At 32.2% G+C, this 23,189-nt stretch carries 20 protein-coding genes, 1 pseudogene and 1 other annotated feature; of the genes and pseudogenes, 14 read left to right on the top strand and 7 right to left on the bottom strand.

The window, feature by feature from the left end:
- Positions 1 to 382 precede the first annotated feature (382 nt).
- Complete coding sequence (locus tag B9Y54_RS09925; RefSeq protein ID WP_085560100.1) at positions 383 to 1,435, top strand: BMP family lipoprotein; 1,053 nt, start codon at positions 383 to 385, stop codon at positions 1,433 to 1,435.
- A 90-nt stretch (positions 1,436 to 1,525) separates the two neighbouring features.
- On the opposite strand, the gene argS is transcribed toward B9Y54_RS09925, so the two are convergent.
- The gene (argS, locus tag B9Y54_RS09920; protein WP_085560099.1) at positions 1,526 to 3,220 is read right to left on the bottom strand and encodes an arginine--tRNA ligase; all 1,695 of its coding nucleotides are present in this window, start codon (positions 3,218 to 3,220) and stop codon (positions 1,526 to 1,528) included.
- A 90-nt stretch (positions 3,221 to 3,310) separates the two neighbouring features.
- Positions 3,311 to 3,527: a binding site (T-box leader), on the bottom strand.
- A 167-nt stretch (positions 3,528 to 3,694) separates the two neighbouring features.
- On the opposite strand from argS, the gene argR reads away from it, so the two are divergent.
- From argR to B9Y54_RS09905, 3 genes and pseudogenes are all read left to right on the top strand, one after another.
- The gene (gene argR, locus B9Y54_RS09915) at positions 3,695 to 4,150 is read left to right on the top strand and encodes an arginine repressor (RefSeq protein ID WP_085560098.1); all 456 of its coding nucleotides are present in this window, start codon (positions 3,695 to 3,697) and stop codon (positions 4,148 to 4,150) included.
- A 14-nt stretch (positions 4,151 to 4,164) separates the two neighbouring features.
- Entirely contained in the window at positions 4,165 to 5,694 is a 1,530-nt protein-coding gene (locus tag B9Y54_RS09910) for a phosphohexomutase domain-containing protein (RefSeq protein WP_085560097.1), read from the top strand.
- Positions 5,695 to 5,753: 59 nt separating this feature from the next.
- Positions 5,754 to 6,617 (top strand): annotated as a pseudogene (locus B9Y54_RS09905) (aldo/keto reductase).
- Positions 6,618 to 6,684: 67 nt separating this feature from the next.
- On the opposite strand, the gene zwf reads toward B9Y54_RS09905, so the two are convergent.
- On the bottom strand, positions 6,685 to 8,169 hold the full coding sequence (gene zwf, locus B9Y54_RS09900; RefSeq protein WP_085560096.1) for a glucose-6-phosphate dehydrogenase: 1,485 nt from the start codon (positions 8,167 to 8,169) through the stop codon (positions 6,685 to 6,687).
- 314 nt (positions 8,170 to 8,483) lie between these two features.
- On the opposite strand from zwf, the gene B9Y54_RS09895 reads away from it, so the two are divergent.
- Positions 8,484 to 9,845: a DEAD/DEAH box helicase gene (locus B9Y54_RS09895; protein ID WP_085560095.1), complete on the top strand. Its 1,362-nt coding sequence runs from the start codon at positions 8,484 to 8,486 to the stop codon at positions 9,843 to 9,845.
- A 46-nt stretch (positions 9,846 to 9,891) separates the two neighbouring features.
- Here B9Y54_RS09895 and B9Y54_RS09890 read toward each other — a convergent pair whose 3' ends face one another.
- Complete coding sequence (locus tag B9Y54_RS09890) at positions 9,892 to 10,683, bottom strand: DUF1189 domain-containing protein (RefSeq protein WP_143062487.1); 792 nt, start codon at positions 10,681 to 10,683, stop codon at positions 9,892 to 9,894.
- A gap of 211 nt (positions 10,684 to 10,894) precedes the next feature.
- Between B9Y54_RS09890 and B9Y54_RS09885 the strand changes: the two genes are divergently transcribed.
- A complete protein-coding gene (locus tag B9Y54_RS09885; RefSeq protein ID WP_085560093.1) occupies positions 10,895 to 11,503 on the top strand; it encodes a superoxide dismutase in 609 nt (202 codons plus the stop codon).
- Here B9Y54_RS09885 and B9Y54_RS13210 read toward each other — a convergent pair.
- Positions 11,408 to 11,950, bottom strand: coding sequence for a pentapeptide repeat-containing protein (locus B9Y54_RS13210; protein ID WP_420836100.1), 543 nt, complete (start codon positions 11,948 to 11,950; stop codon positions 11,408 to 11,410). The two genes, B9Y54_RS09885 and B9Y54_RS13210, sit on opposite strands and share 96 nt — an antisense overlap.
- A 230-nt stretch (positions 11,951 to 12,180) precedes the next feature.
- The gene (locus B9Y54_RS09875) at positions 12,181 to 14,922 is read right to left on the bottom strand and encodes a YfhO family protein (protein WP_234987895.1); all 2,742 of its coding nucleotides are present in this window, start codon (positions 14,920 to 14,922) and stop codon (positions 12,181 to 12,183) included.
- Positions 14,923 to 15,074: 152 nt separating this feature from the next.
- On the opposite strand from B9Y54_RS09875, the gene B9Y54_RS09870 reads away from it, so the two are divergent.
- Positions 15,075 to 17,174, top strand: a complete 2,100-nt coding sequence (locus B9Y54_RS09870; protein WP_085560090.1) for a peptidoglycan D,D-transpeptidase FtsI family protein — start codon at positions 15,075 to 15,077, stop codon at positions 17,172 to 17,174.
- A 48-nt stretch (positions 17,175 to 17,222) separates the two neighbouring features.
- Here B9Y54_RS09870 and B9Y54_RS09865 read toward each other — a convergent pair whose 3' ends face one another.
- Positions 17,223 to 17,726, bottom strand: a complete 504-nt coding sequence (locus B9Y54_RS09865) for an MltG/YceG/YrrL family protein (protein ID WP_085560089.1) — start codon at positions 17,724 to 17,726, stop codon at positions 17,223 to 17,225.
- 23 nt (positions 17,727 to 17,749) lie between these two features.
- Positions 17,750 to 18,100: a hypothetical protein gene (locus B9Y54_RS09860; RefSeq protein ID WP_085560088.1), complete on the bottom strand. Its 351-nt coding sequence runs from the start codon at positions 18,098 to 18,100 to the stop codon at positions 17,750 to 17,752.
- Between the two features lie 230 nt (positions 18,101 to 18,330).
- On the opposite strand from B9Y54_RS09860, the gene rpmG reads away from it, so the two are divergent.
- The 7 genes from rpmG (at position 18,331) to B9Y54_RS09825 (ending at position 23,144) form a co-directional block, all read left to right on the top strand.
- Positions 18,331 to 18,480: a 50S ribosomal protein L33 gene (gene rpmG, locus B9Y54_RS09855; protein WP_034536796.1), complete on the top strand. Its 150-nt coding sequence runs from the start codon at positions 18,331 to 18,333 to the stop codon at positions 18,478 to 18,480.
- Between the two features lie 109 nt (positions 18,481 to 18,589).
- On the top strand, positions 18,590 to 19,150 hold the full coding sequence (locus B9Y54_RS09850) for a 5-formyltetrahydrofolate cyclo-ligase (RefSeq protein ID WP_085560087.1): 561 nt from the start codon (positions 18,590 to 18,592) through the stop codon (positions 19,148 to 19,150).
- 263 nt (positions 19,151 to 19,413) lie between these two features.
- Entirely contained in the window at positions 19,414 to 20,112 is a 699-nt protein-coding gene (locus tag B9Y54_RS09845; RefSeq protein ID WP_090005074.1) for a rhomboid family intramembrane serine protease, read from the top strand.
- Positions 20,113 to 20,130: 18 nt separating this feature from the next.
- Positions 20,131 to 20,340 (top strand): YqgQ family protein, encoded by a 210-nt coding sequence (locus tag B9Y54_RS09840; RefSeq protein ID WP_085560086.1) that lies wholly within the window; start codon positions 20,131 to 20,133, stop codon positions 20,338 to 20,340.
- A gap of 14 nt (positions 20,341 to 20,354) precedes the next feature.
- On the top strand, positions 20,355 to 21,335 hold the full coding sequence (locus tag B9Y54_RS09835) for an ROK family glucokinase (protein WP_085560085.1): 981 nt from the start codon (positions 20,355 to 20,357) through the stop codon (positions 21,333 to 21,335).
- Between the two features lie 210 nt (positions 21,336 to 21,545).
- On the top strand, positions 21,546 to 22,640 hold the full coding sequence (locus B9Y54_RS09830) for a YqgU-like beta propeller domain-containing protein (RefSeq protein WP_085560084.1): 1,095 nt from the start codon (positions 21,546 to 21,548) through the stop codon (positions 22,638 to 22,640).
- A 108-nt stretch (positions 22,641 to 22,748) separates the two neighbouring features.
- Positions 22,749 to 23,144, top strand: coding sequence for a rhodanese-like domain-containing protein (locus B9Y54_RS09825; protein ID WP_085560083.1), 396 nt, complete (start codon positions 22,749 to 22,751; stop codon positions 23,142 to 23,144).
- The last annotated feature ends 45 nt before the right edge of the window (positions 23,145 to 23,189 follow it).

Below are 23,189 nucleotides of genomic sequence, written 5' to 3'. Positions count from 1 at the left end.
ACAGGATTAACTACGATAATATAAGCCCTAGTTTAAAAAGTAATTAACCCTGCTAAAACTTCAGTTTGTATAGTTGTATTATTTTTTTCTAACTGAAAAAAAGTTTCAAACGATTTCCTCCTAAAGCAAACATGAATGATGCCATTTACAGCCGTAAGTGTTTTGAAAACTGATTGCAATAAAAAATGGATAGTTACTCTTCATTTAATTAGAAAAAACTTTTATTTTTAATAAGCAATCAATATTTCTTTTTTTAAGGCATAAACACGAACTATTAACTAGTTAATAGTTTTAATTGTCGTATTTTAGTTTACAAAATAATCCTTAGATGATAGGATAAAAGTATAAAGAAAACAAATAAAAAAACGGGGGATTTATAAAATTGAAAACAAACCATTCTTTAAGTCTTATTGCAGCTGGAGTAACTATCAGTGTTCTATTAGGAGCATGTGGAGCCGAAAATCCTGCAAAGGCATCAACTGATGAAAAAAAGAATGGAACGGTTGGATTAGCAGCTGATTTTAGTGGAATTGACGATAAATCATTTAATCAATCAGCATGGGAAGGTCTAGAAGCATGGGGTCAAAAGAATAATCTACCAAAAGGTATCCAGGGATATGACTACATTCAAGCTAAATCAGCCTCCGATTATGTGATGAACTTACAGACATTGGCAAATAATAAGTTTGACACAGTTGTAGCAATGGGTTTTAAATTAACTGAAGCCCTTATTGAGGTAGCGCCTCAATACCCTGAAACGAACTTTACGATTGTTGATGTTGCCATGCCAAAAATGGATAATGTTGCTTCACTGGTTTTTAAAGATAATGAATCAGCTTTTCTAGCAGGTATTGCAGCAGCTGAGTCAACACTCTCTAATAAAGTAGGATTTATTGGTGGACAACAATCAGATATTATTGATAAATTTGAAGCGGGATTTGTTCAAGGAGTTAAAACAGTTAAACCTGAAGCAGAAGTAAGAGTGGAGTATGTAAACTCGTTTGCTGATTCTGCTAAAGGAAAAGCGATAGCAGCCGCAATGTACGCAAGTGGAATAGATATTATCTTCCAGGCGGCAGGAGATTCTGGTAATGGCGTATTTTCTGAAGCAAAGGATTTAATGAATTTAAACTCTGAAAACAAGAAATGGGTTATTGGCGCAGACCGCGATCAAACAAAAGAAGGAGTCTATAATAGTGGAAATGTAACACTTACTTCTACTTTAAAACAAACTGGTAACGCAATTCAAGATATTGCTGATAAAGCTTTGAAAGGAAATTTTCCTGGCGGAGAAATTTTAAATTACGGTTTATCAGAAGATGGGGTTGGTTTAACTGATGGTCAGCTATCAAAAGAAATAATCGATAAAATTGACTTATTCAAACAACAAATTAGTAATGGAGAATTAGTTGTAACGGAAAAACCTGGAAAATAAAAAATGATGTAAAAAACAGCTATTAAACTAATGTTATCATCAGTTTAATAGCTGTTTTTAGTTTGAATTTTTTAAAAGTTGATTAGTAAATTACATTTGATCAGGAGATTTTACTCCTAGTAATCTTAAATCTTCTTTTAAAATAGTAGCAACAGATTGAACTAAAGCTAAACGTGCAAGCTTTTCTGCATCTTCTATTAAAACTTTACTGTTTGCATAATACCTATTGAAAGCTTGGGCTAATTGTAAAGAGTGTTTTGCAATAATTGATGGCTCACGTTTTTCGTAAGATTTTTTAACAATAGTTGGATATTCTTGTAATAATTTAATAATTTCCCAACTATAAGAGTCGTTCAACGTATAAGTGTCTTCACTATTAGTTGTTGGGTTTCCAGCTTTGCGTAAGATACTCATTGCGCGAGCTCTTGTGTATTGAACATAAGGACCCGTTTCACCTTCAAAACGCACAACTTCTTCTAAAACAAAGTCAAAGTTGTTTAAGCGATCATTTTTAAGATCATGGAAGATAACAGCTCCAATTCCAACTTGCTTAGCCACTTCGTCTTTATTTGGTAAATCAGGATTTTTTTCTGAAATTTGTTTGCCAGCTAAATTGATTGCTTCGTTTAAGACTTCTTCAAGCAGTACAATTTTGCCTTGACGTGTAGATAATTTTTTTCCACCTTGCGTAATTAAACCAAAAGCAATATGTTGCATATCATCTGCCCAAGGAAGACCCATTTCTTTCAACACAGCATTCAATTGATTGAAGTGATTGCTTTGTTCATTCCCAACAACATATAAACTTTGTGCAAAGTCATAGTTGCGTTTACGGTAAAAAGCAGCAGCTAAATCGCGGGTGATATAAAGAGTCGCTCCGTCAGATTTTTTGATCAATGCAGGATTTAAATTGTATTTATCTAAATCGACAATGCTAGCTTTTTGGTTAATTTTTAATAAGTTCTTTTCTTCAAGCAAATCAATAACTTCATCCATTTTATCATTATAGAATGCTTCTCCACTGATTGCATCAAATTGAATATCTATCATATCGTAAATATGATTGAATTCTTTCAATGACTCTTCACGGAACCATTCCCAAAGAGAGACTGCTTCTTCATTGCCATCTTCTAATTTTTTGAACCAGATACGAGCATCTTCATTTAGTTCTGGTTGCTCTTCAGCTATGGCATGAAATTTAACGTAAAGACGTAATAATTCAGTAATAGGTTCAGCATCAATAGCTTCTGCATTCCCCCATAATTTGTAAGCAACAATTAGTTTCCCAAACTGAGTTCCCCAGTCTCCAAGATGATTGATCTTAATTGGTCGATACCCGACTTTACTGTAGATATTAGCAAGCGCATTTCCAATAACAGTTGAGCGTAGGTGGCCCATTGAAATAGGTTTTGCAATATTAGGAGAAGACATATCAATTGGAACATTTCGATTTTCACCGATAGCTAAATCACCATAATGTTCACCTTTTTCCAAAACATCTGCTAATACAGCAGCGCTAACTATTTTTTTATCTAAGAAAAAATTTAAATATGGCCCAACAACTTCAATTTTTTCGATAATAATAGAAGAAATTTTTTCACCTAAATCTGTTGCAATTTGCTGAGGTGCTTTTTTAAATTCCTTTGCTAAAATAAATGTAGGAAAAGCAACGTCGCCGTGTTCGGCTGTCTTTGGTTTTTCAAGTAAAGCAAAAATTTTCTCAACAGTTAGTGTTTCACCAATTTGTTCATGTAAAGCTTTGGCAACGAGTAATTTATAGTTCATATTTTTTCCCCCTATTTAAATCTCTATTTTTTAATTATTTTAAACTTTAGAATACAAAAAAAGCCCTAATTTGATTTACAAATAAATCAAAAAAGAGACGAGGTTGAGCCCGCGGTACCACTCTTGTTGTTTTATCTAAGCGACAAAACCACTTGTTTTTAGATAACGGCAAACAAAACCGAATAATTTTACTAGTTTCGAATTATTTTCTCAAAAGTGCGGTTCCTGATTTTTTTGTTATTGGCTTACACCATCCCAATTCGCTTTGAACAAACTAAATCAGTACTCTCTTCATCACTGAATCACTATTTAATTCTATTCTATAAGTATAGCAAAGTATCTAGATAAATTCCATTCATTTTTAAAAAGAATTTTTATTCATTATTTTGCAAAGAATTTAATAAATCTAAGCGTATTCATATTTTGTTTGGTATAATACGGATAAATAGTGTAATTATGAGGAGGTCTTGTAGTATGAAAAAATCTAATAGACAACTAGCCATAAAACAAATTATTAATAACTACGATGTTAGTACACAAGAAGAGCTATTGCACTACTTAAAGGAAGAAGGAGTAGAAGCAACACAAGCAACAATTTCACGTGATATTAAAGAGATGCATTTAGTGAAAACAACGACTTCAAGCGGGAATGTAAAGTACGCTCTTTTCCAAAACAATAAAATGTCAACGGAAGAAAAATTACAGTCAACATTAGGTGAAGTTACTATAAAATTGACTCGTGTGCAATTTCTAACGATTCTAATGACTATTCCAGGCAATGCTCATGTTATCGGAGCGTTAATGGATGCGATTGATTTTCCTGAAAAAGTAGGAACGATTGCTGGGAACGATACTTGCATCATTATTTCTAAAAATGAAGAAGATGCAGTTAAAATGTATGATTATTTACACAAATGGATAAATGCATAAAATGGAGGTTCGTTATGACAAAATTATCTGAGTTTCATTTAGCAGATTTACAAAATGGATCTGATATTAGAGGAATTGCTATTCAAACAAAAAACAATGAACTAACTTTAACAAATAATCGAATTGAAAAGATTAGTATTGGCTTATTGACGTGGCTAAAAGAATACAAAAAACTGACTAACTCACTAACGACTATCAAAGTTGCTATTGGGTACGATAGTCGATTGTCTGCTAAGAGAATTCAAGAAGTTATCATAAAAACGTTAACTAATTTGGGTGTCGATGTTATTGACGTTGGTCTAGCTACAACACCAGCCATGTTTATGTCCACACAATACCAAGAATTTGACTGTGATGCTGCGATTATGATTACAGCAAGTCACTTACCTTATGAATACAACGGCTTAAAGTTTTTTACAAAAGACGGCGGAGCAGAACATGAGGATATTGAATTTATTTTAGCAAATATAAATTTGGAAAAACCAACTTATCCAGGAAATAAAGGTGAAGTAAAGAAGGCGGATCTATTAAACGTCTATGCAGCTGATTTAAGAAGTAAAATAAAAAAAGGGATTAATGATGTAGAAAATTATGAAAAACCTTTAGTAGGTAGACATATTATTGTAGATGCTGGAAATGGTGCTGGAGGATTTTTTGCAAAAGAAGTCTTAGAAAAATTAGGTGCCAACATTACAGGTAGTCAATTTCTGGATCCAGACGGAACGTTTCCAAATCATATCCCAAATCCAGATAATAAAGAAGCGATGGCTAGTATCCAAAAGGCCGTCTTAGAAAATCAAGCTGATTTAGGCATTATTTTTGATACAGATGTAGATAGGTCAGCATTAGTCGATCATAAGGGTGTGACATTAAATCGAAATAACTTAATTGCAGTTATCTCTGCTATTCTGATAGCTGAGAATCCTGGGACAACAATTGTGACAAATTCTGCAACGTCAGAACATTTAAAAATATTTATAGAAGAACAAGGCGGCCATCAAAATCGCTATCTAACTGGATATCGCAATGTTATTAATCAGGCATTGAAATTAAACCAAGAAGGAATTCAAACTTCATTAGCCATAGAAACAAGTGGACATGCGGCACTTGAAGAAAATTATTTTTTAGATGACGGTGCTTACTTGGTTGCTAAAATATTAATTACCGACGCACGATTGCGTAAAGAAAATGAAAAAATTGGTAGTTTAATTAGAACGTTAAAACAACCAATAGAAACGGATGAAGTCCGTTTTCGGATTCTGACTAAACCAATTCGAGAAAACGGGCTAGATACAATGGGGAAATTCAGAGAATTTATTGAACAGGTGCCTGATTTAGTGATTGAACCCAATAATTTAGAAGGTGTAAGAGTAAACACAAAAGGTATTTACGGTTCAGGCTGGCTGTTATTGAGAATGAGTTTACATGAGCCTTTACTAGTTCTAACTTTTGAAAGCGATCAAACGGGTACAATCGAACAGTTGCGCCGAGAGTTAAAAATATTTTTTATTTCACAAGAATTTTTAGATTCATCTGACTTGTAATAAAAGATTTCATCCTGCTATGACGAGTGGGTAAGCACAATCAAAGGAGCTGGTTAAAAATGAATCAGGGACTACTAGATAGTTACAAATGCTACAATGGAGTTGAAATCCCCAAATTAGGATTGGGCGTCTTTTTAATGAAAGATGAGAGTGAGTTAATTGACGCAATTAAGTCAGCTGTTGAATTTGGTTACCGTCATTTTGATACAGCTAAAATATATGAGAACGAAGAGTATGTGGCTAGAGGATTAAAAGAATCAGGTCTGTCACGTGAAGAAGTTTTTTTAACATCAAAAGTTTGGAATTATGATTAAGGATATGAAGAAACAAAAAGAGCTTTTCAAGAATCGCTAGATAAATTAGAGACAGATTATTTAGACTTATACCTAATTCATTGGCCTGCAGAAAAATTTATAGATACATGGCGAGCAATGATTGAATTATATGAAGCTGGAAAAATTAAAGTTATTGGTGTTTCAAATTTTCAAATTCATCATTTAGAAGAATTAAAAAATGCAGGATTAGTGCAACCAATGGTTAATCAAATAGAAACTCATCCGGAGTTTCCACAAAATGAATTACATGATTATATGAAAGAAAATGGGATCATCCATGAAGCTTGGGGACCATTAGGCCAAGGAAAATCTGACTTATTGAATCACTCTATTTTAGCTAAAATAGAGCAAAAATATTTTAAAACACCAGCACAAGTGGTTTTACGTTGGCATCTAGAACGTGGTGAGGTGATTATCCCTAAATCGATTCATAGAAATCGAATTAAAGAAAATAGCGAACTCTTTGATTTTTCTTTGACCCAAGAAGATATGGATAGAATCGCTTTATTAAATACAGAAACTCGTTATGGTGGAAATCCAGACAATCAAGAACGTCTCAGGGTAACTTCAATTAAACCAACGGAATGAAAAAAGATTTGGCATTTTAAAATGCCAAATCTTTTTTCATCTAGTTTTTTTAAATTAAATAAACACGTTACTTTTCATTAGGGCACCAGTGCCACTTGAATCCATCTGTAATTAATAATTGTTCACTAGCCGTTGGTCCCATAGAACCGCTGGCATAATTAGGAAAGTTTACTGTTTCATTATCCCAATGTTCACGAATAACATCAACGAATTTCCAAGATGTTGCTACTTCATCCCAATGAGTGAAGTTAGTTGAATCACCATTTAAACAATCTAAAATAAGTTTTTCATAGGCTTCAGGACTATTTGCAGTTGTTTCAGCAGAATGTTTGTGTTCTAACTTCAAAGTTTCGGTTTCTAAACCAAGCCCTATCTTTTTAGTATTTAATTCTAAAGAAAAACCTTCTGTTGGTTGAATATAAATAGTAAGAATGTTAGCAGGTAAAGGTTCATCGTTGTTATCAAATAAATTTAAAGGAACATTTTTAAATTCGATATCGATTTGAGTCCCTTTTTTAGCTAGACGTTTTCCAGTTCTAAAGTAGAAAGGAACATCCATCCATCTAAAGTTATCAATTAGGATTTTTCCAGCAACAAATGTTTCTGTTTGAGAGTCGGGTGCCACATTTATTTCTTCACGATACCCGTTTAAGTTTTCACTACTATCATCAAGACTAGGACCATATTGACCTCTAACCATATGACCTGTTACTTCATTTGGTTCAAATAGTCGAACAGCTCTTAAGGCTTTAATTTTTTCAGTTCGTATTTCTTTGTCTTCTAAGCGAGTGGGAGGCTCCATTGCTAATAAAGAAATAATTTGTAAAATATGATTTTGCAACATATCTCTCAATGCACCGCTTGTGTCGTAATACCCGCCTCGTTCTTCAACACCAAGAGATTCACTAAGCGTAATTTGGATATTATCAATGTAACGACTGTTCCACATGGATTCAATTATGTAGTTTCCAAATCTCACAGCTGAAATATTTTGAACCATTTCTTTACCTAAATAATGATCGATACGATAGATTTGATTTTCTTCAAAAGAAGCTCTAATTTGATTGTTGAGTTTTAGAGCACTTTCAAAATCATGTCCAAAGGGTTTTTCAATAATCAGTCGATTAAAGCCGCAAGTTGTTATTAGGTCTCTATCTTTTAAATTTTGTGAGATGATACCAAAGAAATTAGGAGACATTGCCAAGTAAAATAAGCGATTGCCATTTAATTGGTATTCTTCATCTAATTTATTAGATAGCTTCTTTAATGTATCGTAATGATTTACATCTGTTACATTATGAGATTGATAGTAAAAATGACTTGCAAATTTTAGTGCATGCTCAGGTGAATCAGTAATATCTCGAATAGAATCAATAACGATTTCACGATAGAAATCATCTGTCCATTCTCTTCTTGCTGTACCGATAACCGCAAATTGTTTTTTAAGGTACCCTTTTTTATATAATCGATAAAGAGAAGGATATAATTTCCTTTTTGCTAAATCTCCTGTTCCACCAAATATGGTAAAGAGAGCTTTCTTTTCTGTATTCATGTACTGTAACCACTCCTTCAATCGATATATACTAGTCTTTAATATTTTCCTTAAAAAGGATTATCTACTGTATTATACAAGTATATGATAGAGGAATCAATTTTTCTTGTTTATTTATTTAAAGGAAGATGAGGAAAGAAAAGCAAAAAATAACTTTTAAAAAACTAACTAATCAATAATAAAGTGAACGAACTAGTTATCCAGAATATAATAGGATCATTAAAAAATCAATAATTCATTAACGGAGCAAGTGGAATTATGTTATAATATAACAGATGCAAAAGAGTATCGATAGAAAAGAGGCGTACGAATAGATGGAACATACATTTGAAAGATTTAATATTCAAACATTTTTAATAGAAGCAATTAACGAAATAGGCTTTACACAGCCTACAGAAGTGCAAGAAAAACTTATTCCAGCCATAAAAAAAGGGAAAAGTGTTATTGGACAATCCCAAACGGGTTCAGGTAAAACACATACCTTTTTGTTGCCTTTAATTGATGGCATTGATCCTGCTAAAAAAGAAGTTCAAGTTGTAATTACTACACCAAGTAGAGAATTAGCTGAACAAATATCTAAAGCTGCTTTACAATTAGTGGAAAATGCACCAGAAAAAATTAATATTCAAACTTATGTTGGCGGTACAGATAAAAAACGTCAAATAGCTAAATTAGCAGGGAAGCAACCACATATTGTTATTGGAACACCAGGTAGAATTTTAGATTTGATGAATGAAAAAGCGCTATTAATCTATACAGCACCTGTTTTAGTAATAGACGAAGCAGATATGACATTAGACATGGGATTCTTAGAAGACATTGATAAAATTGCTAGTAAATTACCAACAGAATTGCAAATGTTAATTTTCTCAGCAACTATCCCAAATAAGCTAAAACCTTTCTTGAAGAAATATATGGAGAATCCTCTATATGAGCAAATCCAACCGAAAGATATCATATCTACAAACATTGAAAACTGGCTTATATCTACTAAAGGACGCGAAAGAATTGATGTTATTTACGAATTACTAACAATTGGACAACCGTATTTAGTGATGATATTTGCTAATACAAAAGTAAAAGTAGATGAAATAGCAGATGGATTAAAATCAAGAGGAATAAAAGTAGCGAAAATACATGGAGATATCCCACCACGTGAAAGAAGACGTGTGATGAAACAAGTCCAAAACTTAGAGTACCAATTTGTTGTTGCAACCGACTTAGCTGCTCGAGGCATTGATATAGATGGTGTTTCTCATGTCATTAATGCTGAAATCCCTCGTGATTTAGACTTCTTCATTCATAGGGTAGGTCGTACGGGTCGTAAAGACTTAAAAGGAACAGCCATAACTTTGTATTCACCAAATGAAGAAAATTTAGTTATTGATATCGAAAAAATGGGTATCACTTTTGAGCCTAAAAGTATTAAACATGGAGAAATCGTAGATACTTTCGATCGTAAGCGCCGTGCTCAGCGTGAAAAGAAAAAAACAGAATCTCTTGATGGTGAAACGAGAGGAATGTTGAAAAAAGCTAAAAAGACGATTAAACCTGGATACAAGAAAAAAATGGGTCGAGTTATTAAAGCAAGTAATGTGAAAAAACGTCGTACAGAGCGTCGTACGCAAGCTAATACAATTAAAAAAGCAAATAAAGCAAGTAATAAAACTAAATAATTTTAAAAAAGCCGCTCACATTTTTATTATGTGAGCGGCTTTTTAGTTATTTTTTAATTATTTTTTCTTTTGGTATCTTCTTAATAGCTAAATAGTAGAAATAAATTGTTACAGCCAATGTTGCTTCTAGCTGCAAATAAGGAGTTAGTTGAAAACTATTTAATACAGCAAAGAAAACAGTAGGTAAAGTTGAAGCGAACAAAACAATTTTCCAATTGTCAGAAAAACGAAGAGAACGACGACTGAAGGTAGAGACTAAATTAGCAAAAACGGTATAAAGTAAATTGTAAATAATTACGATTAATAAACTAACTAGCCAAATTAAGATAAATGAGAAAATAAAAATTAGAATACTTACTCTTTTCATCCCTAAAAATAAGTCTTTAAAAAAAATATTATCTAAACCGTTCATTTTAGAATAAGATATATCACCTGGATAGCCTGGTGCACTAAGATAAAAACCCTCTTTAAGTAAGGCTAGTCCTACTGTTGTCCCAATAGTATTTTTTTTGACATCTTCTGGTGTCTGTTCTCCTGTAGGATCGAAAGTAAAAATAATTGAATCTGTCTGATAAATAAAGCTTTTAGTACCTTCTTCAGTTACTAACTTATCATCTTCTATTTTAAAAGAGGGCAATTGTTCGGCAATCTTTTGGCCATCTTTTTTAAAATCAGCGATTAATTTATTTCCCTGAATCCAAGTAGGAATAGCTGTTATAAACGAAAGGAATATCAGATACAGTATTATTTTTTTCTTACTCAAGCTACGTACAGCGCTTAATTTTTCTGGATTAAGAAAAGAGGCTTTCATTAAATTAAAAAGTTGAATATCAATCACTCCTATTACTATGATAAAATCGTTCTTTGTTATTGTAAGCTTTTCTAGTAGAAAACTCAATGTTTGGTCTAAATATGATCTGCTATAGAAAGAAAAAATAAACTTTTTATTTTAAATACAGGCAAAGATTTTGAGTTTTTTTATGAAAGGTGTTACATTTAGAAGGTAGGAGCTACACAAAAATAATAAACAAACGTGGAGGAATTTAATTATGGCTTATGAATTACCAGAACTACCTTATGCTTACGATGCACTAGTACCAACTATCGATGAGGAAACAATGCACTTGCACCACGACAAGCATCACAATGCTTATTTAACAAACTTAAATAAAGCAATTGAGAATTATCCTGAATTAGCAGGAAAAACAATTGAAGAATTAATTTCTAGTTTAGATACTGTACCTGAAGCCATCCGTACAGCTGTTCGTAATAACGGTGGTGGACATGTTAATCATAGCTTCTTTTGGACTATCCTTACGCCAAATGGTAGCAGTGAGCCAACTGGCGATTTGAAAGTGGCTATTGAAACAACTTTTGGTAGCTTAGATAAATTTAAAGAAGAATTTGCCGCTTCAGGAGCAGGACGTTTTGGTTCTGGTTGGGCATGGCTAGTATTAGATGGAGATAAGTTAGCTATTATGTCTACTCCTAATCAAGACTCACCATTAACAGAAGGAAAAACACCAATTTTAGGATTGGATGTATGGGAACACGCTTATTATTTAAATTATAAAAACGTTCGTCCAGATTACATCAAAGCTTTTTGGAATGTAGTCAACTGGGATGAAGCAGCAAAAAATTATGCGGCAGCAAAGTAAGGAATAAGAAAAACCCAAGAAATGACTAGTCATTTCTTGGGTTTTTTGTTTTATCTTTCTACCTAAAGTATTTGCGATAACTAAGGTTTGTATACTACTTAGAGTAAGCCCTTTTAGTAAATCAAGGGAAATGCCTACCTTTTCAAAAGTAGAAAAACTTAAATCTAACGCGTTTAAATTTGTTTGCATTAAACTTATTCCATTTAATTCACAGTGATTGAAATAAAGGTTCTTCCATTTTAATTCATAAAAATCATTTTTAATTAAAATCGTCTCTTTAAAACGTACTTGTTTTAAAGAGCTAATACTAAAAGAACTATAGTTAGCAAAACATCCTGAAAACAACACATCCATCAATGAGGATTCGGCGAAATTTGTACCAAATAACTTAGTATTTGAAAAATGAGTACGCTGAATAATTGACTCAATCATTTCAGTATTACTAATATCGCAATTATCAAAATAGATATTAATTAATTCTAATTGATAAAAAACACAATTTTTAAAATGAATATTTAAAAAAGATACATTTTTAAAACAAACTTTTTCAAAAAGAACTACCTGTAAGTGTGCAATCTTTAAAAATTACTCCAGTATAATAACTTTCTTCTTCTAATGATTCAAAATCACTAGGAGAAAGGTTAGAAGATAGTTTAGGTGCCTTAATCATTTGTCCATTAATCATTGCAATCGCATTTATTGTTAATTTTAATTTCTAGAAGATGTGAAATAGCTAATATGCCTGCTACAATAAATGTTAAAATAACACCTTCTTTTAACCAAGGAGGTTGATATTTTAAGCTTACTGAATGTATTCCTGGTTTTATTGGTACGACTAACAAACTATTTAAAGCTTTTTTAGTCTCGACAGGCACTCCATCTATCGAAGCAGACCAGCCTTTACTATAGGGAATAGAAGTAAAAAGAAGTTCTTGATCCGGTTGGATTGTAATTGTGCCTTGTATTAACGTATTACTTTGATTTTTAATAGTTAAATTATTTTTTTGAAGTTTTTTAATGATAGAAGAAAAAATATCTTGATCTAGCCGGTACAAATCAAAATTATTTAAAGAAAGTCTTGATTTTTTTAAAGCAATTTTAAATGTAATGGTATCATCTTTATTTAGATGTGCTAAATTTAAAACTAAAACATCACGGTAAGTAGGATACTGAGTATAGGGTATCCCATTTAGATAGAATGTCACATCCTCCTCCTTAATATTTGGGTCTAACGTTAAATAATAAGAATCGTTTGTTTTAGGCTTAAATTGAAAAGTGACAGATGCCTCTTCATTAAAAATTTGTTTTACATAAGACTGATTTTTAAAAGATTGAGTTACAGCAATATTTTGGTAAACAATTGTATCAAAATCAGCCGGAATAAATAGACTAGTCTTATTAGGAAGTCCAGCTAAGGAACGCATGATTGTTTCTTGAAATTGAATAGGTCTATTATTAGGTGGTTCAACGGTTAAGATATTTCTATCGCTACCAAATAAAATTGGAAGTGCATAAGGGTTTTCGTATATAACTGTTTTATCAGACTCTTTGAAAGGTAGATAGGCACGTAAGTCAGGTTTAGTCTGAATTAAAGAAAGCTGAAAATCGGGGTTAATTAGTTTGTTTTGTTTTTTTTCTTCTGATAACGGTAGCTTATTTAATAAGTTCGTTTCGTTCAGAGAGTTACGATAAAGTTCATTTTGTTCGCTAATGTAGTATTTAATTCCCAGAAACGAATCCGTAAGTAAGGTTCCATTTGAGTATGAGACAAAACCATCACCAACAGGTAATCCAAGTTGGCCAAAAAACTTGGGCATTTCTTTTTCAAAAGTAGAACTAAAATGGGAAACACTTGGGTAGTTAGTTTGAAAGCTGTCATTTTTTGATCTAGAAAATGTTTTTTCGATTCTATAAAAACCAGTATCTCTATCTTCGATACTTGAAATATCAGTATTTAATAGGTGTTGATAAGTTGAAAAAGAATTTTGCTTAACGTAACTTAAACGTGATAAATTTATTTGAGCATTTGTTCCCATTTCAACAATCGTTACTAAAAAAAATAAAAAAAGAAGCCACTTATAAGCTTGTGATTTTATAATAAGCATAAAAATAATGAGTAAGCTAAATACAATTGTTATTATAATTTGAATTGGTTCGATAAAATCATAGTCATTTTGATAAACGTTTATTCCAATTATTGCAAGTAAAATCACACTGAAAAAAGTTTCAAGAGGTCTTAACCCCTCCATTTTCATAAAACTTCTAAATCCATTTAGAATCATAAAAAAACAAACAACAAAAGAAAAGCGATAAGGATACCAAATTGGATACTGCAAAGCATGCCAGACAATATTAAAGGCTTTTAGATTCATCGAAACAATGAAAAAGAGCGTTAAAATTAAACCGAAAAATCTTTCACGTAAAGGAAAAGATTGATTAAAAAAATAAAAGCAAAAAGATAATAAAGCTAGGCTACCTATAAAAATATTTGGATATCCTGAAGGCATTTGTTCGAAGTTAAATGCTCCAATCATTAATTTAGATAACATTTCATGAAAAGGAAAGGAAGTTTCCCAATCAAATAATAATTTTGTGTAACTAGCTTTACTTTCTAGAAGAGAAAAAAAAGTAGGTAAAAGTAAAAAAGCACTTAAACCAGCTCCAAGTAGGGAATGCCAAAAAAATAATAAAACAGAAGATAGATTTAGTTTGATTTTTTTCATAAGCGACAGGTTAGAATCATAAGACATGCCCAATAAACGAAAGAAAAAATAGCCAATTAAAAAAAGACAAATCATATAAGCGATATAATAATTAGAGAATAAAGCTAGTGCTAAAAAAAGAGAATAAAGGAGACCTTTTTTTTCTGAGAGTAAGACTTCAATACCGTATGCAATGAGGGGTAAAAAAATAAGTCCATCAAGCCACATAATATTTAATTGATTGACAATCGTGTAGCCCATCAAAGCATAACTAATAGAGAAAGCGGCTAAAATAAAGCCATGTCCATTGAATGATTTTTTTAATAACCAACCAAAACTTAAGCCAGTTAGACTAATTTTTAGAATAGTTAAGCAGGTAATGGCCAAAGAAATTTGGTTTTGTGGGAAAATTAAAAAAATAAAATTAAATGGACTAGTTAAATAATAAGCCCATAGTCCTACCATATCTCCTCCTATTGATTTTGAAAAAGAATAAAAAAAACTGGAAGGATCTTCATAAAAAGTCTGTCGATAATACGAAAAGAAATCAACGTATTGTTGACCTAAATCTACAGTCATCAGAGAACTGTTTCCAAAAGGATAAACACCTTGTACAATATAAATTACAGATAGAATAATACAGGGAACAAAAAAAGCTAATAGTAAAGGCCACTGGTACTGTAAAAAATTTTTAATTGAAAGTTGCAATATAATCACCCCATTAAAATAAGTCGTAATAATACGTAGTTGTCTAACTAATAGAATAGCATAAATTACTAAGGAATGATTAAAATTTTAGTCATTCAATGGTTAATTTTGATACAATTTGTTACAATAGATAAAGTTAAGTCGGATAGGAAGGTGTCATATTGAAATCGAATAAAAAGAAAAGCAATAAGAAAAAGTCACATATTCCATTTCGTTTGAACTTGTTATTTTTCACTGTTTTTTTGTTATTTGCGGCTCTTATTTTACGTCTGGGCTATTTGCAAATTGTACAAGGAGAAGAATTTGAAACGCAAGTGCAACGGACAGAAACAACACTAGCAACAGGAACCGTTCCTCGCGGAGAAATTTACGATAGTCAGTATCGTAAATTAGTAGGAAATAATCCATTGCAGGCAATAACTTATACAAGAGGCAAGGGAGTATCTGCAAAAGAAATGGCAAGCTTAGCAAAAAAAGTAGCTAAGTATATAGCAATGCCGCATACAACACAATTAGAAATAGACGAAAAATTCGATTTATCTAAAAGAGATTTACAAGATTTTTGGATTGCACTAAATGAAGCAAAACTAAACAATCGCTTATCAAAAAAGGAATTAGCTTCAACCGGATCAGAGTTTTATCAAAAGCAAATTAGCTACGTAACGAATGAGGATATTCAGTTTACAGATGAAGAAAAAGAAGCTGCGGCTATTTTTAAAAGAATGAATGGAGCCTATGCGTTATCCACTATCAATATTAAAAGTGAAAATGTAACCGATGAAGAAGTAGCTAAGGTCAGTGAAAACTTGTTAAGCTTACCAGGAGTAGATACAGGAACGGATTGGGTCAGAACTTATCCCCAAGGCAACATGTTAGAGAGTATTTTGGGAAGTGTTACAACTGAATCAAAAGGTTTACCAGAAAATAAAGTAGCTACTTATCTTGCGAAAGGATATGCTAGAAATGATCGTGTAGGTAGTAGCGACTTAGAATTAGAATACGAACAAGTCCTTAGTGGATCAAAATCTAAAGCTGCTACAGAAACTAATCAAAAAGGTGATATTGTTAACTCTGTTCAAAGTTATGTCGGAAAAAAGGGTGACAATCTTGTTTTAACTATAGATATGAACTTCCAAAAAATAGTTGAAGATATTGCCTATCAGTCTCTTGCACAAAATCGGCAAGGTCTAAATGATAGAGTATACGTCATTGCATCTGATCCTAATACAGGTGAAATTATGGCTATGACAGGACAAAAAGTAAATCCAAAAACAGGTGATATAGAAGATCATGCTCTAGGCACTATTAATACAGCCTATGTAATGGGCTCTACTGTTAAACCTGCAACGGTATTGGCTGGATATATGGATGGAGCACTAACACTTAATGACAACACACTTGTTGATGAACCATTAAAATTTCCAGGTAGTAACACAATCAGCTCTGTTTTTAACAGAGGTGGAAGTATAGCTTTAAATGATATTACTGCAATAGAACGCTCATCAAATGTTTATATGTCTAAAATTGCGATGCGCATGGGCGGACAATTTTCTTACATTCCAGGATTAAATTTAAAAATCGACGGAGACGAAGTAATTAAAAAATTAAGAGGATATTATGGACAATTTGGCTTAGGGCTTAAAACAGGAATTGATTTGCCAAATGAAGGAATAGGATTTGTAGGTGAAGATATTACCGGTGTGCAACCGCTCTTCTTCTCCTTTGGTCAATACGATACGTATACTCCCATTCAAATGAATCAATATGTTTCTACTATTGCTAATGGTGGAAAACGTATTGCACCAAGAATTGTCGACGAAATAAGAGGAACAGATGAAAAAGGAAATCTGGGTGCTATAGAGACTCAATTAGAGTCTAACATCTTGAATACTGTTAATGTTGGAAAAACAGAGTTTAGTCGTGCCCAAGAAGGAATGTATCAAGTAGTAAATGGAGCTAATGGTTCAGCTAGAACAGCATTTGTTGGTGCAGAATACGTAGCTGGTGGTAAAACCGGAACAGCTGAAGCTCCTTATGATGGGCCAATTGAAAGCAGCAAAGGATCAAAGGTTGAAAATCGGACTTTTATTGGATACGCGCCTTTTGATAATCCTGAGATTGCTGTTACAGTAGTGGTTCCTTATCTACCTTTACTTAATACGAGTAGAGAAAACACTGTTATTGCACGGCAAGTTTTAGATGCTTATTTCAGAGTAGGAGCTTACAAAAATTTAGATTCAAAAGACGTAGCAGAGGAATAAAAAAACTAACTCGTTTAGCCCAGTGATAGGCTAGACGAGTTAGTTTTTTTAACGTCCCATTAAAACATTGGCAATTTGTTCATAATTCATTTCACTAGTAAGCTCATAGCTACCTGGTCTAATAAATGAAATATAATCATTTTGTTCAAGAAAATTTTCGAATTCGGTAGAATCTTTAATGATGCCTTGATTTTTAACTTGTTCTACTGCAATACTACCTGGATCGCCATCATTTACAACAATAGTCGCTTTTGTCACAACAGGTTTTGCTGGTTTTTCTACTGGTTTCTCTACTGGTTTTTCTTCCGATTCAACAGCAGCAGAGCTCGCTGCGTTTTCTTTAGTAAGCTCAGCAACTTCTGTTTCGGCTAATAACTTTTCGTATTTCTCTTTATATAATAATTCTTCTTCCTCATTTGGTTTTGTTGTCTCAATAGCAACTGAGTCTTTAGTAGTTGACTGGGATTCGTATATAAAAGAGCGATACCCTGAAAGAACAATAGCGGAAATTAAGAAACCAAGTGCTAAAAAACGTAATGCTGGTTTACTCATATAAAAACTCCTTTTCCTTATTTTTATTTTTCATCAATGTATTCATCTATGACAACATTAATAGTTGCTTTAGATAATCTTGTTTGATTTGCAATATCTTCGGTAGAAACTCCTTGTGTATAAAGAGTGATAACGTGCTTTTTAAGAACATCGTGAATTTTCACTGATGTAGTCTTTTCTTCCGTATGAATATTTAACTCTTTTTCAAGAATAGAAATGCGGTTTTTTAATCCGTAAATATCTTGTAATAATTGTAGAGAAAGTTCTTCAAACTCCTCTTTTATTGCTTCGCCATTATCTTTTTTATAAAAAGACCATCCAATTAAAGCAACGGCAATGACTAGCAAGATAATAACTATTATCCATAAATCCACTATTTTCACCTCTTTTATTTAAACTTTGATATAATTTTAACATATTTCACTTTATAAAAGTAGGTTGTTAAAAAAATAATTTTATTAACAAATTTTAATGACGTAAAGTAAAAAAACTTTACATCTTTTAAAAAAATACTAGCATGTTTCAAAAAAAAATGCTATGATATTTAAGTCAGAAGTTTACGAAATGTAACTTCAACTATTGTTTATTGCTTGGAGGGAAAATCATGCGTGTAAATATCACATTGGAATGTACAGAATGTAAAGAACGTAATTACATCTCAAAGAAAAACAAACGTAATAATCCGGATCGTGTAGAATTTAAAAAATATTGCCCTCGCGAACGTGTTGTTACTTTACATCGTGAAACAAAATAACAACAGAATTTCTGTTGTTTTTTTTGTTTCATAATAAGTTTAAAAAAATAGTGAAAACGCAGGAATATTATATTCTTAGCGTTTTTTCTTTTTAGGAGGAAAAGCGACTATGGAGAAAAAAGAAATCAGGAATCAGGTTATTAATCTACTTATAAACTTAGATAATGAGCAAAAAGTAAATCAAGAAGAAATTTTGATCAAAACATTATTTGGTACTTCCGAGTGGGAAAAAGCAAAGGTTATTGCGCTAACGATGGCACAAAAATTAGAGTTAGATACTAGTAAGATAATAGAAAAAGCTTGGTCAGAAGATAAAGTTGTTGTCATTCCTCGTACTAAGAAAGATAGAAAAATGGATTTTGTTGTTTACAAAAAAGATACACCGATAGAGGTGTCTTCTTTTGGGCTTAAAGAACCTGCTCGTCATTTGATTGCTACTTCAAGGTCAGATATTGATTTAATTATTGTTCCGGGAGTTGCTTTTTGTGAAGCTGGATTTAGAATAGGATTTGGCGGCGGATATTATGATCGTTTTCTAGCAAATTATGAGGGGAATACTGTCTCATTAGTCTTAAATGAACAACAAGTAGAACTATTTAAGGCTGATTCTTTTGACATCCCAGTCAAGCTTTTAGTCACAACTAAAAAGATTATTCGCACAATAAAGTAAAGCAAACTTTGATTGATTTACTCCTAAGCAGACAAAAGGCTTGTCTACTTAGGTTTTTTATTTTAAAATATCAGTATTAACCTTACTTTTAAGTTGTTTAGACTATTTTTTGAAAAAAAGAGCTCGAAAGGAATACGAACGTTACTTATCTTCTTAACATAAATGGTTTATTTATATGCTATAATTAGGTGATAGTTTCTTTGAAAATATAATTTTTTTTTTTGTTATTGGACTGTTAGAGACCAAAGATTGGAGTGAAGTTATTGGATTACCAGACACAAATGAAAATAAAACGTTTTTTTAGACAGCCATTAGTGACTTACTTTTTTTTAGGTGCACAAATTCTGTTATTTATTCTAATGACTTTTAATGGAGGAAGTACAAATACAAATACACTAATTGAATATGGAGCGAAATTCAATCCTTTTATTGTATGGGGACAGTGGTGGCGTCTAATTACACCTATGTTTTTACATATAGGCTGGATGCATTTGCTAATTAATTCTGTTATTTTATATTTTCTAGGTATTGAATTAGAGAATTATTTTGGACATTGGCGTTTTGTGTTAATTTATTTATTAAGCGGTTTTGCTGGTAATGTAGCAAGTTTTGCATTTAACGATTCTATTTCGGCTGGAGCAAGTACAGCAATTTTTGGATTATTTGGTGCCTCCCTAGTATTAGGCAAACTTTATCCATACAATCCTGCCATTCAACAAATGGCGCGTAACTTTTTAACCTTAGTCATTATTAATTTAGTTTTTGGTGTTTTTGATTCTTCTACTGATTTATTTGGCCATATAGGCGGTTTTGTCGGAGGCTATCTTATTTCAACAGCAATTAGTGTCAAAGAAACATCATCAACACTATTAAAAAAGAGAGTATCGTACGCTGGATTATTTCTTTTATCCATTGGTTTGATGATTGCTTTAGGTTATTGGAAAGTTCAATTAGTTTTATGATACAAGGTGGTGGTTTTTTTGAGGGCGCTCTACGATGTCCAGCAAATTTTAAAGAGATTTGGTACTTATATCTATGTTGGGAAAAGAATGTGGGATATTGAGTTAATGATGATTGAATTAAAAAAGATTCACAGCCAAGGGTTAATCGAAGACAGCGAATACTTTAAAGCGCTTATGATTCTTAAAAAAGAACACCAAATAGAAATAGAGAAAGAAAATGAAAAATAATGGAGGACAAAGAGATGTCAAAAAAATTAATTGGAATTGATTTAGGTGGAACAACAGTTAAGTTAGCAATATTAACTGAAGCAGGAGAAATTCAAAAAAAATGGAGTGTTCTGACAGATATATCTGAAGAGGGTTCTAAAATAGTTCCATCTATTATAGATTCGATTAATGAGCACATTAATCGTTACAACATGTCAAAAGATGATTTTATTGGGATTGGAATGGGTTCGCCAGGAACAGTAGATCGAAAAAATGGTACCGTAGTAGGTGCGTATAATTTAAATTGGAAAGTGATGCAGCCAGTTAAAAAACTAATAGAATCAGGTATCGGTATTCCTTTTGCGATTGATAATGATGCAAACGTAGCAGCTCTTGGTGAACGTTGGAAGGGTGCAGGAGAAAATGAAGACAATATGGCCTTTTTAACTTTAGGAACGGGAGTTGGTGGCGGAATCGTAGCAGGAGGCGTTCTGCTACATGGTATCGTTGGTGCTGCTGGTGAAGTAGGGCATATTACAGTTGAACCTGAAGGGTATGCCTGTACTTGTGGAAAAAAAGGGTGTCTTGAAACCGTTGCAAGTGCAACCGGAGTCGTTCGTTTAGCACGCGATTTTGCAGATAAATATGCTGGAGAGTCAAAATTAAAATTAGCCATTGATGATGGTCAACTTGTAACGGCTAAAGATGTATTCGACTTTGCTAAAAAAAATGATGAGTTAGCATTAATTATTGTAGATAAAGTGGCTTTCTATTTAGGCTTAGCATGTGGAAATATAGCGAATATTTTAAATCCTTCTACAATAGTAATTGGCGGCGGTGTATCTAATGCAGGTCAATTCTTAATTGATAAGATTCGAAATTATTTTGACACATTTACCTTCCCTGCAGTTCGAAATAGCTGTGAAATTAGGTTAGCACAACTAGGAAATGATGCTGGTGTTATCGGTGCAAGTTCATTAATAAAAGAAATAGTATCTAAAAAAATAACTTTTTAAAAAATTAAATAAAAAAATTATTTTAAAGAAAAGAAGACTGTACCTAGAAAAGTTAGGGTGAAAAACTAACTTTTCTAGGTATAGTTTTTTTACTAATAGTTAAAACGAGCTAAAGAAAAAAGGCTGTGCTATAATTAGCTATAGCATTTGAATAAGGAAAGAGGTAAGTACCATCCAGCTTATTAATAAAAAGAAACAAAAGGTGATAACATGAAAATAACTATATCCACTGTGATGAAATCAGCGTTAACATTGTCCTTTTGCGCCTTTTTTCTAGTTGGTTGCAACAAAGTATCCACTACTCCTGAAGAAAAAAAGAAAGAACTAGTTCTACATGAACTTCCTCTTGAATATGAAAGCTTTAGAAAAATCGTCGGATGGGTATCCGATGAAGAAGTTCTTATTCATGCAGGAGAAGGAAATGAAGATACGTTGTATCTTTTTAATTTATTTAATGGCGAAATGGCGATTTTATACGAAGCTGACGCAATTATATTAACAGCAGTCATATCTACTGACCAGCAAAAAATATTTGTTCAAACAGTTAACGATGAAAATCGAGAATTAAAAATAATGACTCTTTCGGGGACAATTGAGCAACAAACGACTATTAAGACAAATGGTTATTTAAATATAAACTGGAATCCTGTTAATCAAGATAACTTGTTCATTTCTTACTACAAACAAGAACAAGAAATGATTGTACAAAATTGGGATATTAATACCAACAAAATAACGAATGTAGAATCTAGTTCACTGACGCCTGTTTGGTATTCAGCAAATCTCTATTTATATGTAGATAATTTAAATGATTTCTCATTGCAGACTGGAGAATTATATATGGGGGATATTCGTACAAACAAAGTGACTCCAATTAGAAGCCAAGTAACAAATTTTTATTTAAATAATGATACTTTCATTACATTTTCACCATCTGATTTTAGCGAAGATGAGTTGTTACTAAATAGGCAATACCCGTTTATGGTAGATAATGGTTTTGTAACTATTCCAAAAGTTTCAATGAATGATCGTTTAATTTTTCCATATCTAACTCAATCAAGTAGAGAACAAGCTATTTATGGGATAACTTCTAAAGAACCAACGCAATTAGAAGTAAATTCGGGGGAATTTCAGCTTAGTAAATTTAATTTTGATTCTCAAAAAAGTGAGCCTATTATTGACTTACCTGATAACGCTCCTATTAGTATTTCAAAAGATGGGAATTATTGTTTATATGGTTGGCGCTATGAATATATGATCGATTTAAGGGAAAAAGAATTGTATCCTTTGACTGAAGCTGAATAATTTTTTGTGATCGAATCAACTTAATCTTTTTTGAAAAAATACTAGTAATAAACGCTTCTCTTGTGTACAATTATCCATGTGACTATGAGATGAGAGGGGTACTATGAATTGAATATTAACGTTATACTAAATGCTGTTTTACTAGTTGTTGTGATTATTTGGGGAGGCTATGAACTTTTCCAATATTTTAATCGTAAACGTGCATCAGTAGAATTAACTGAAGAAGAATTTAAAAAAGAAATGCGAAGAGTCCAATTAATAGATGTACGTGAAAAAAGTGATTTTGATGCTGGACATATTCTTGGAGCTAGAAATATTCCCTATTCTTTGTTTAAAACCAGAATGGTTGAAATTAGAAAAGACCAGCCAGTCTATCTTTATGATCACAACAAGACACTAAGCAGTAGAGCAGCTGTTAAACTGCATAAAATTGGCTACACGGAATTATACCGACTAAAAGGCGGTTTCCGTGATTGGACAGGTAAAACTAAAAAACATAAATAAATAAAAAATCGTCTCTTTTTAAAGAGACGATTTTTTTATCTGTTT

Origin of the sequence: Carnobacterium iners, from assembly GCF_900177385.1 — a bacterium.
Lineage (GTDB): Bacteria > Bacillota > Bacilli > Lactobacillales > Carnobacteriaceae > Carnobacterium_A > Carnobacterium_A iners.
Note: the sequence above shows the minus strand (reverse complement) of the source record. Positions and strands in the feature narration are given on the sequence as shown.

Excerpts from the sequence above, each read along its gene's own strand:
- B9Y54_RS09895 (WP_085560095.1), top strand. The coding sequence starts at position 8,484 with ATGGAACATACATTTGAAAGATTTAATATTCAAACATTTTTAATAGAA.
- rpmG (WP_034536796.1), top strand. The coding sequence starts at position 18,331 with ATGCGTGTAAATATCACATTGGAATGTACAGAATGTAAAGAACGTAAT.
- zwf (WP_085560096.1), bottom strand. The coding sequence starts at position 8,169 with ATGAATACAGAAAAGAAAGCTCTCTTTACCATATTTGGTGGAACAGGA.
- argS (WP_085560099.1), bottom strand. The coding sequence starts at position 3,220 with ATGAACTATAAATTACTCGTTGCCAAAGCTTTACATGAACAAATTGGT.
- B9Y54_RS09910 (WP_085560097.1), top strand. The coding sequence starts at position 4,165 with ATGACAAAATTATCTGAGTTTCATTTAGCAGATTTACAAAATGGATCT.
- B9Y54_RS09830 (WP_085560084.1), top strand. The coding sequence starts at position 21,546 with ATGAAAATAACTATATCCACTGTGATGAAATCAGCGTTAACATTGTCC.
- B9Y54_RS09835 (WP_085560085.1), top strand. The coding sequence starts at position 20,355 with ATGTCAAAAAAATTAATTGGAATTGATTTAGGTGGAACAACAGTTAAG.
- B9Y54_RS09850 (WP_085560087.1), top strand. The coding sequence starts at position 18,590 with ATGGAGAAAAAAGAAATCAGGAATCAGGTTATTAATCTACTTATAAAC.
- B9Y54_RS09885 (WP_085560093.1), top strand. The coding sequence starts at position 10,895 with ATGGCTTATGAATTACCAGAACTACCTTATGCTTACGATGCACTAGTA.
- argR (WP_085560098.1), top strand. The coding sequence starts at position 3,695 with ATGAAAAAATCTAATAGACAACTAGCCATAAAACAAATTATTAATAAC.
- B9Y54_RS09865 (WP_085560089.1), bottom strand. The coding sequence starts at position 17,726 with ATGAGTAAACCAGCATTACGTTTTTTAGCACTTGGTTTCTTAATTTCC.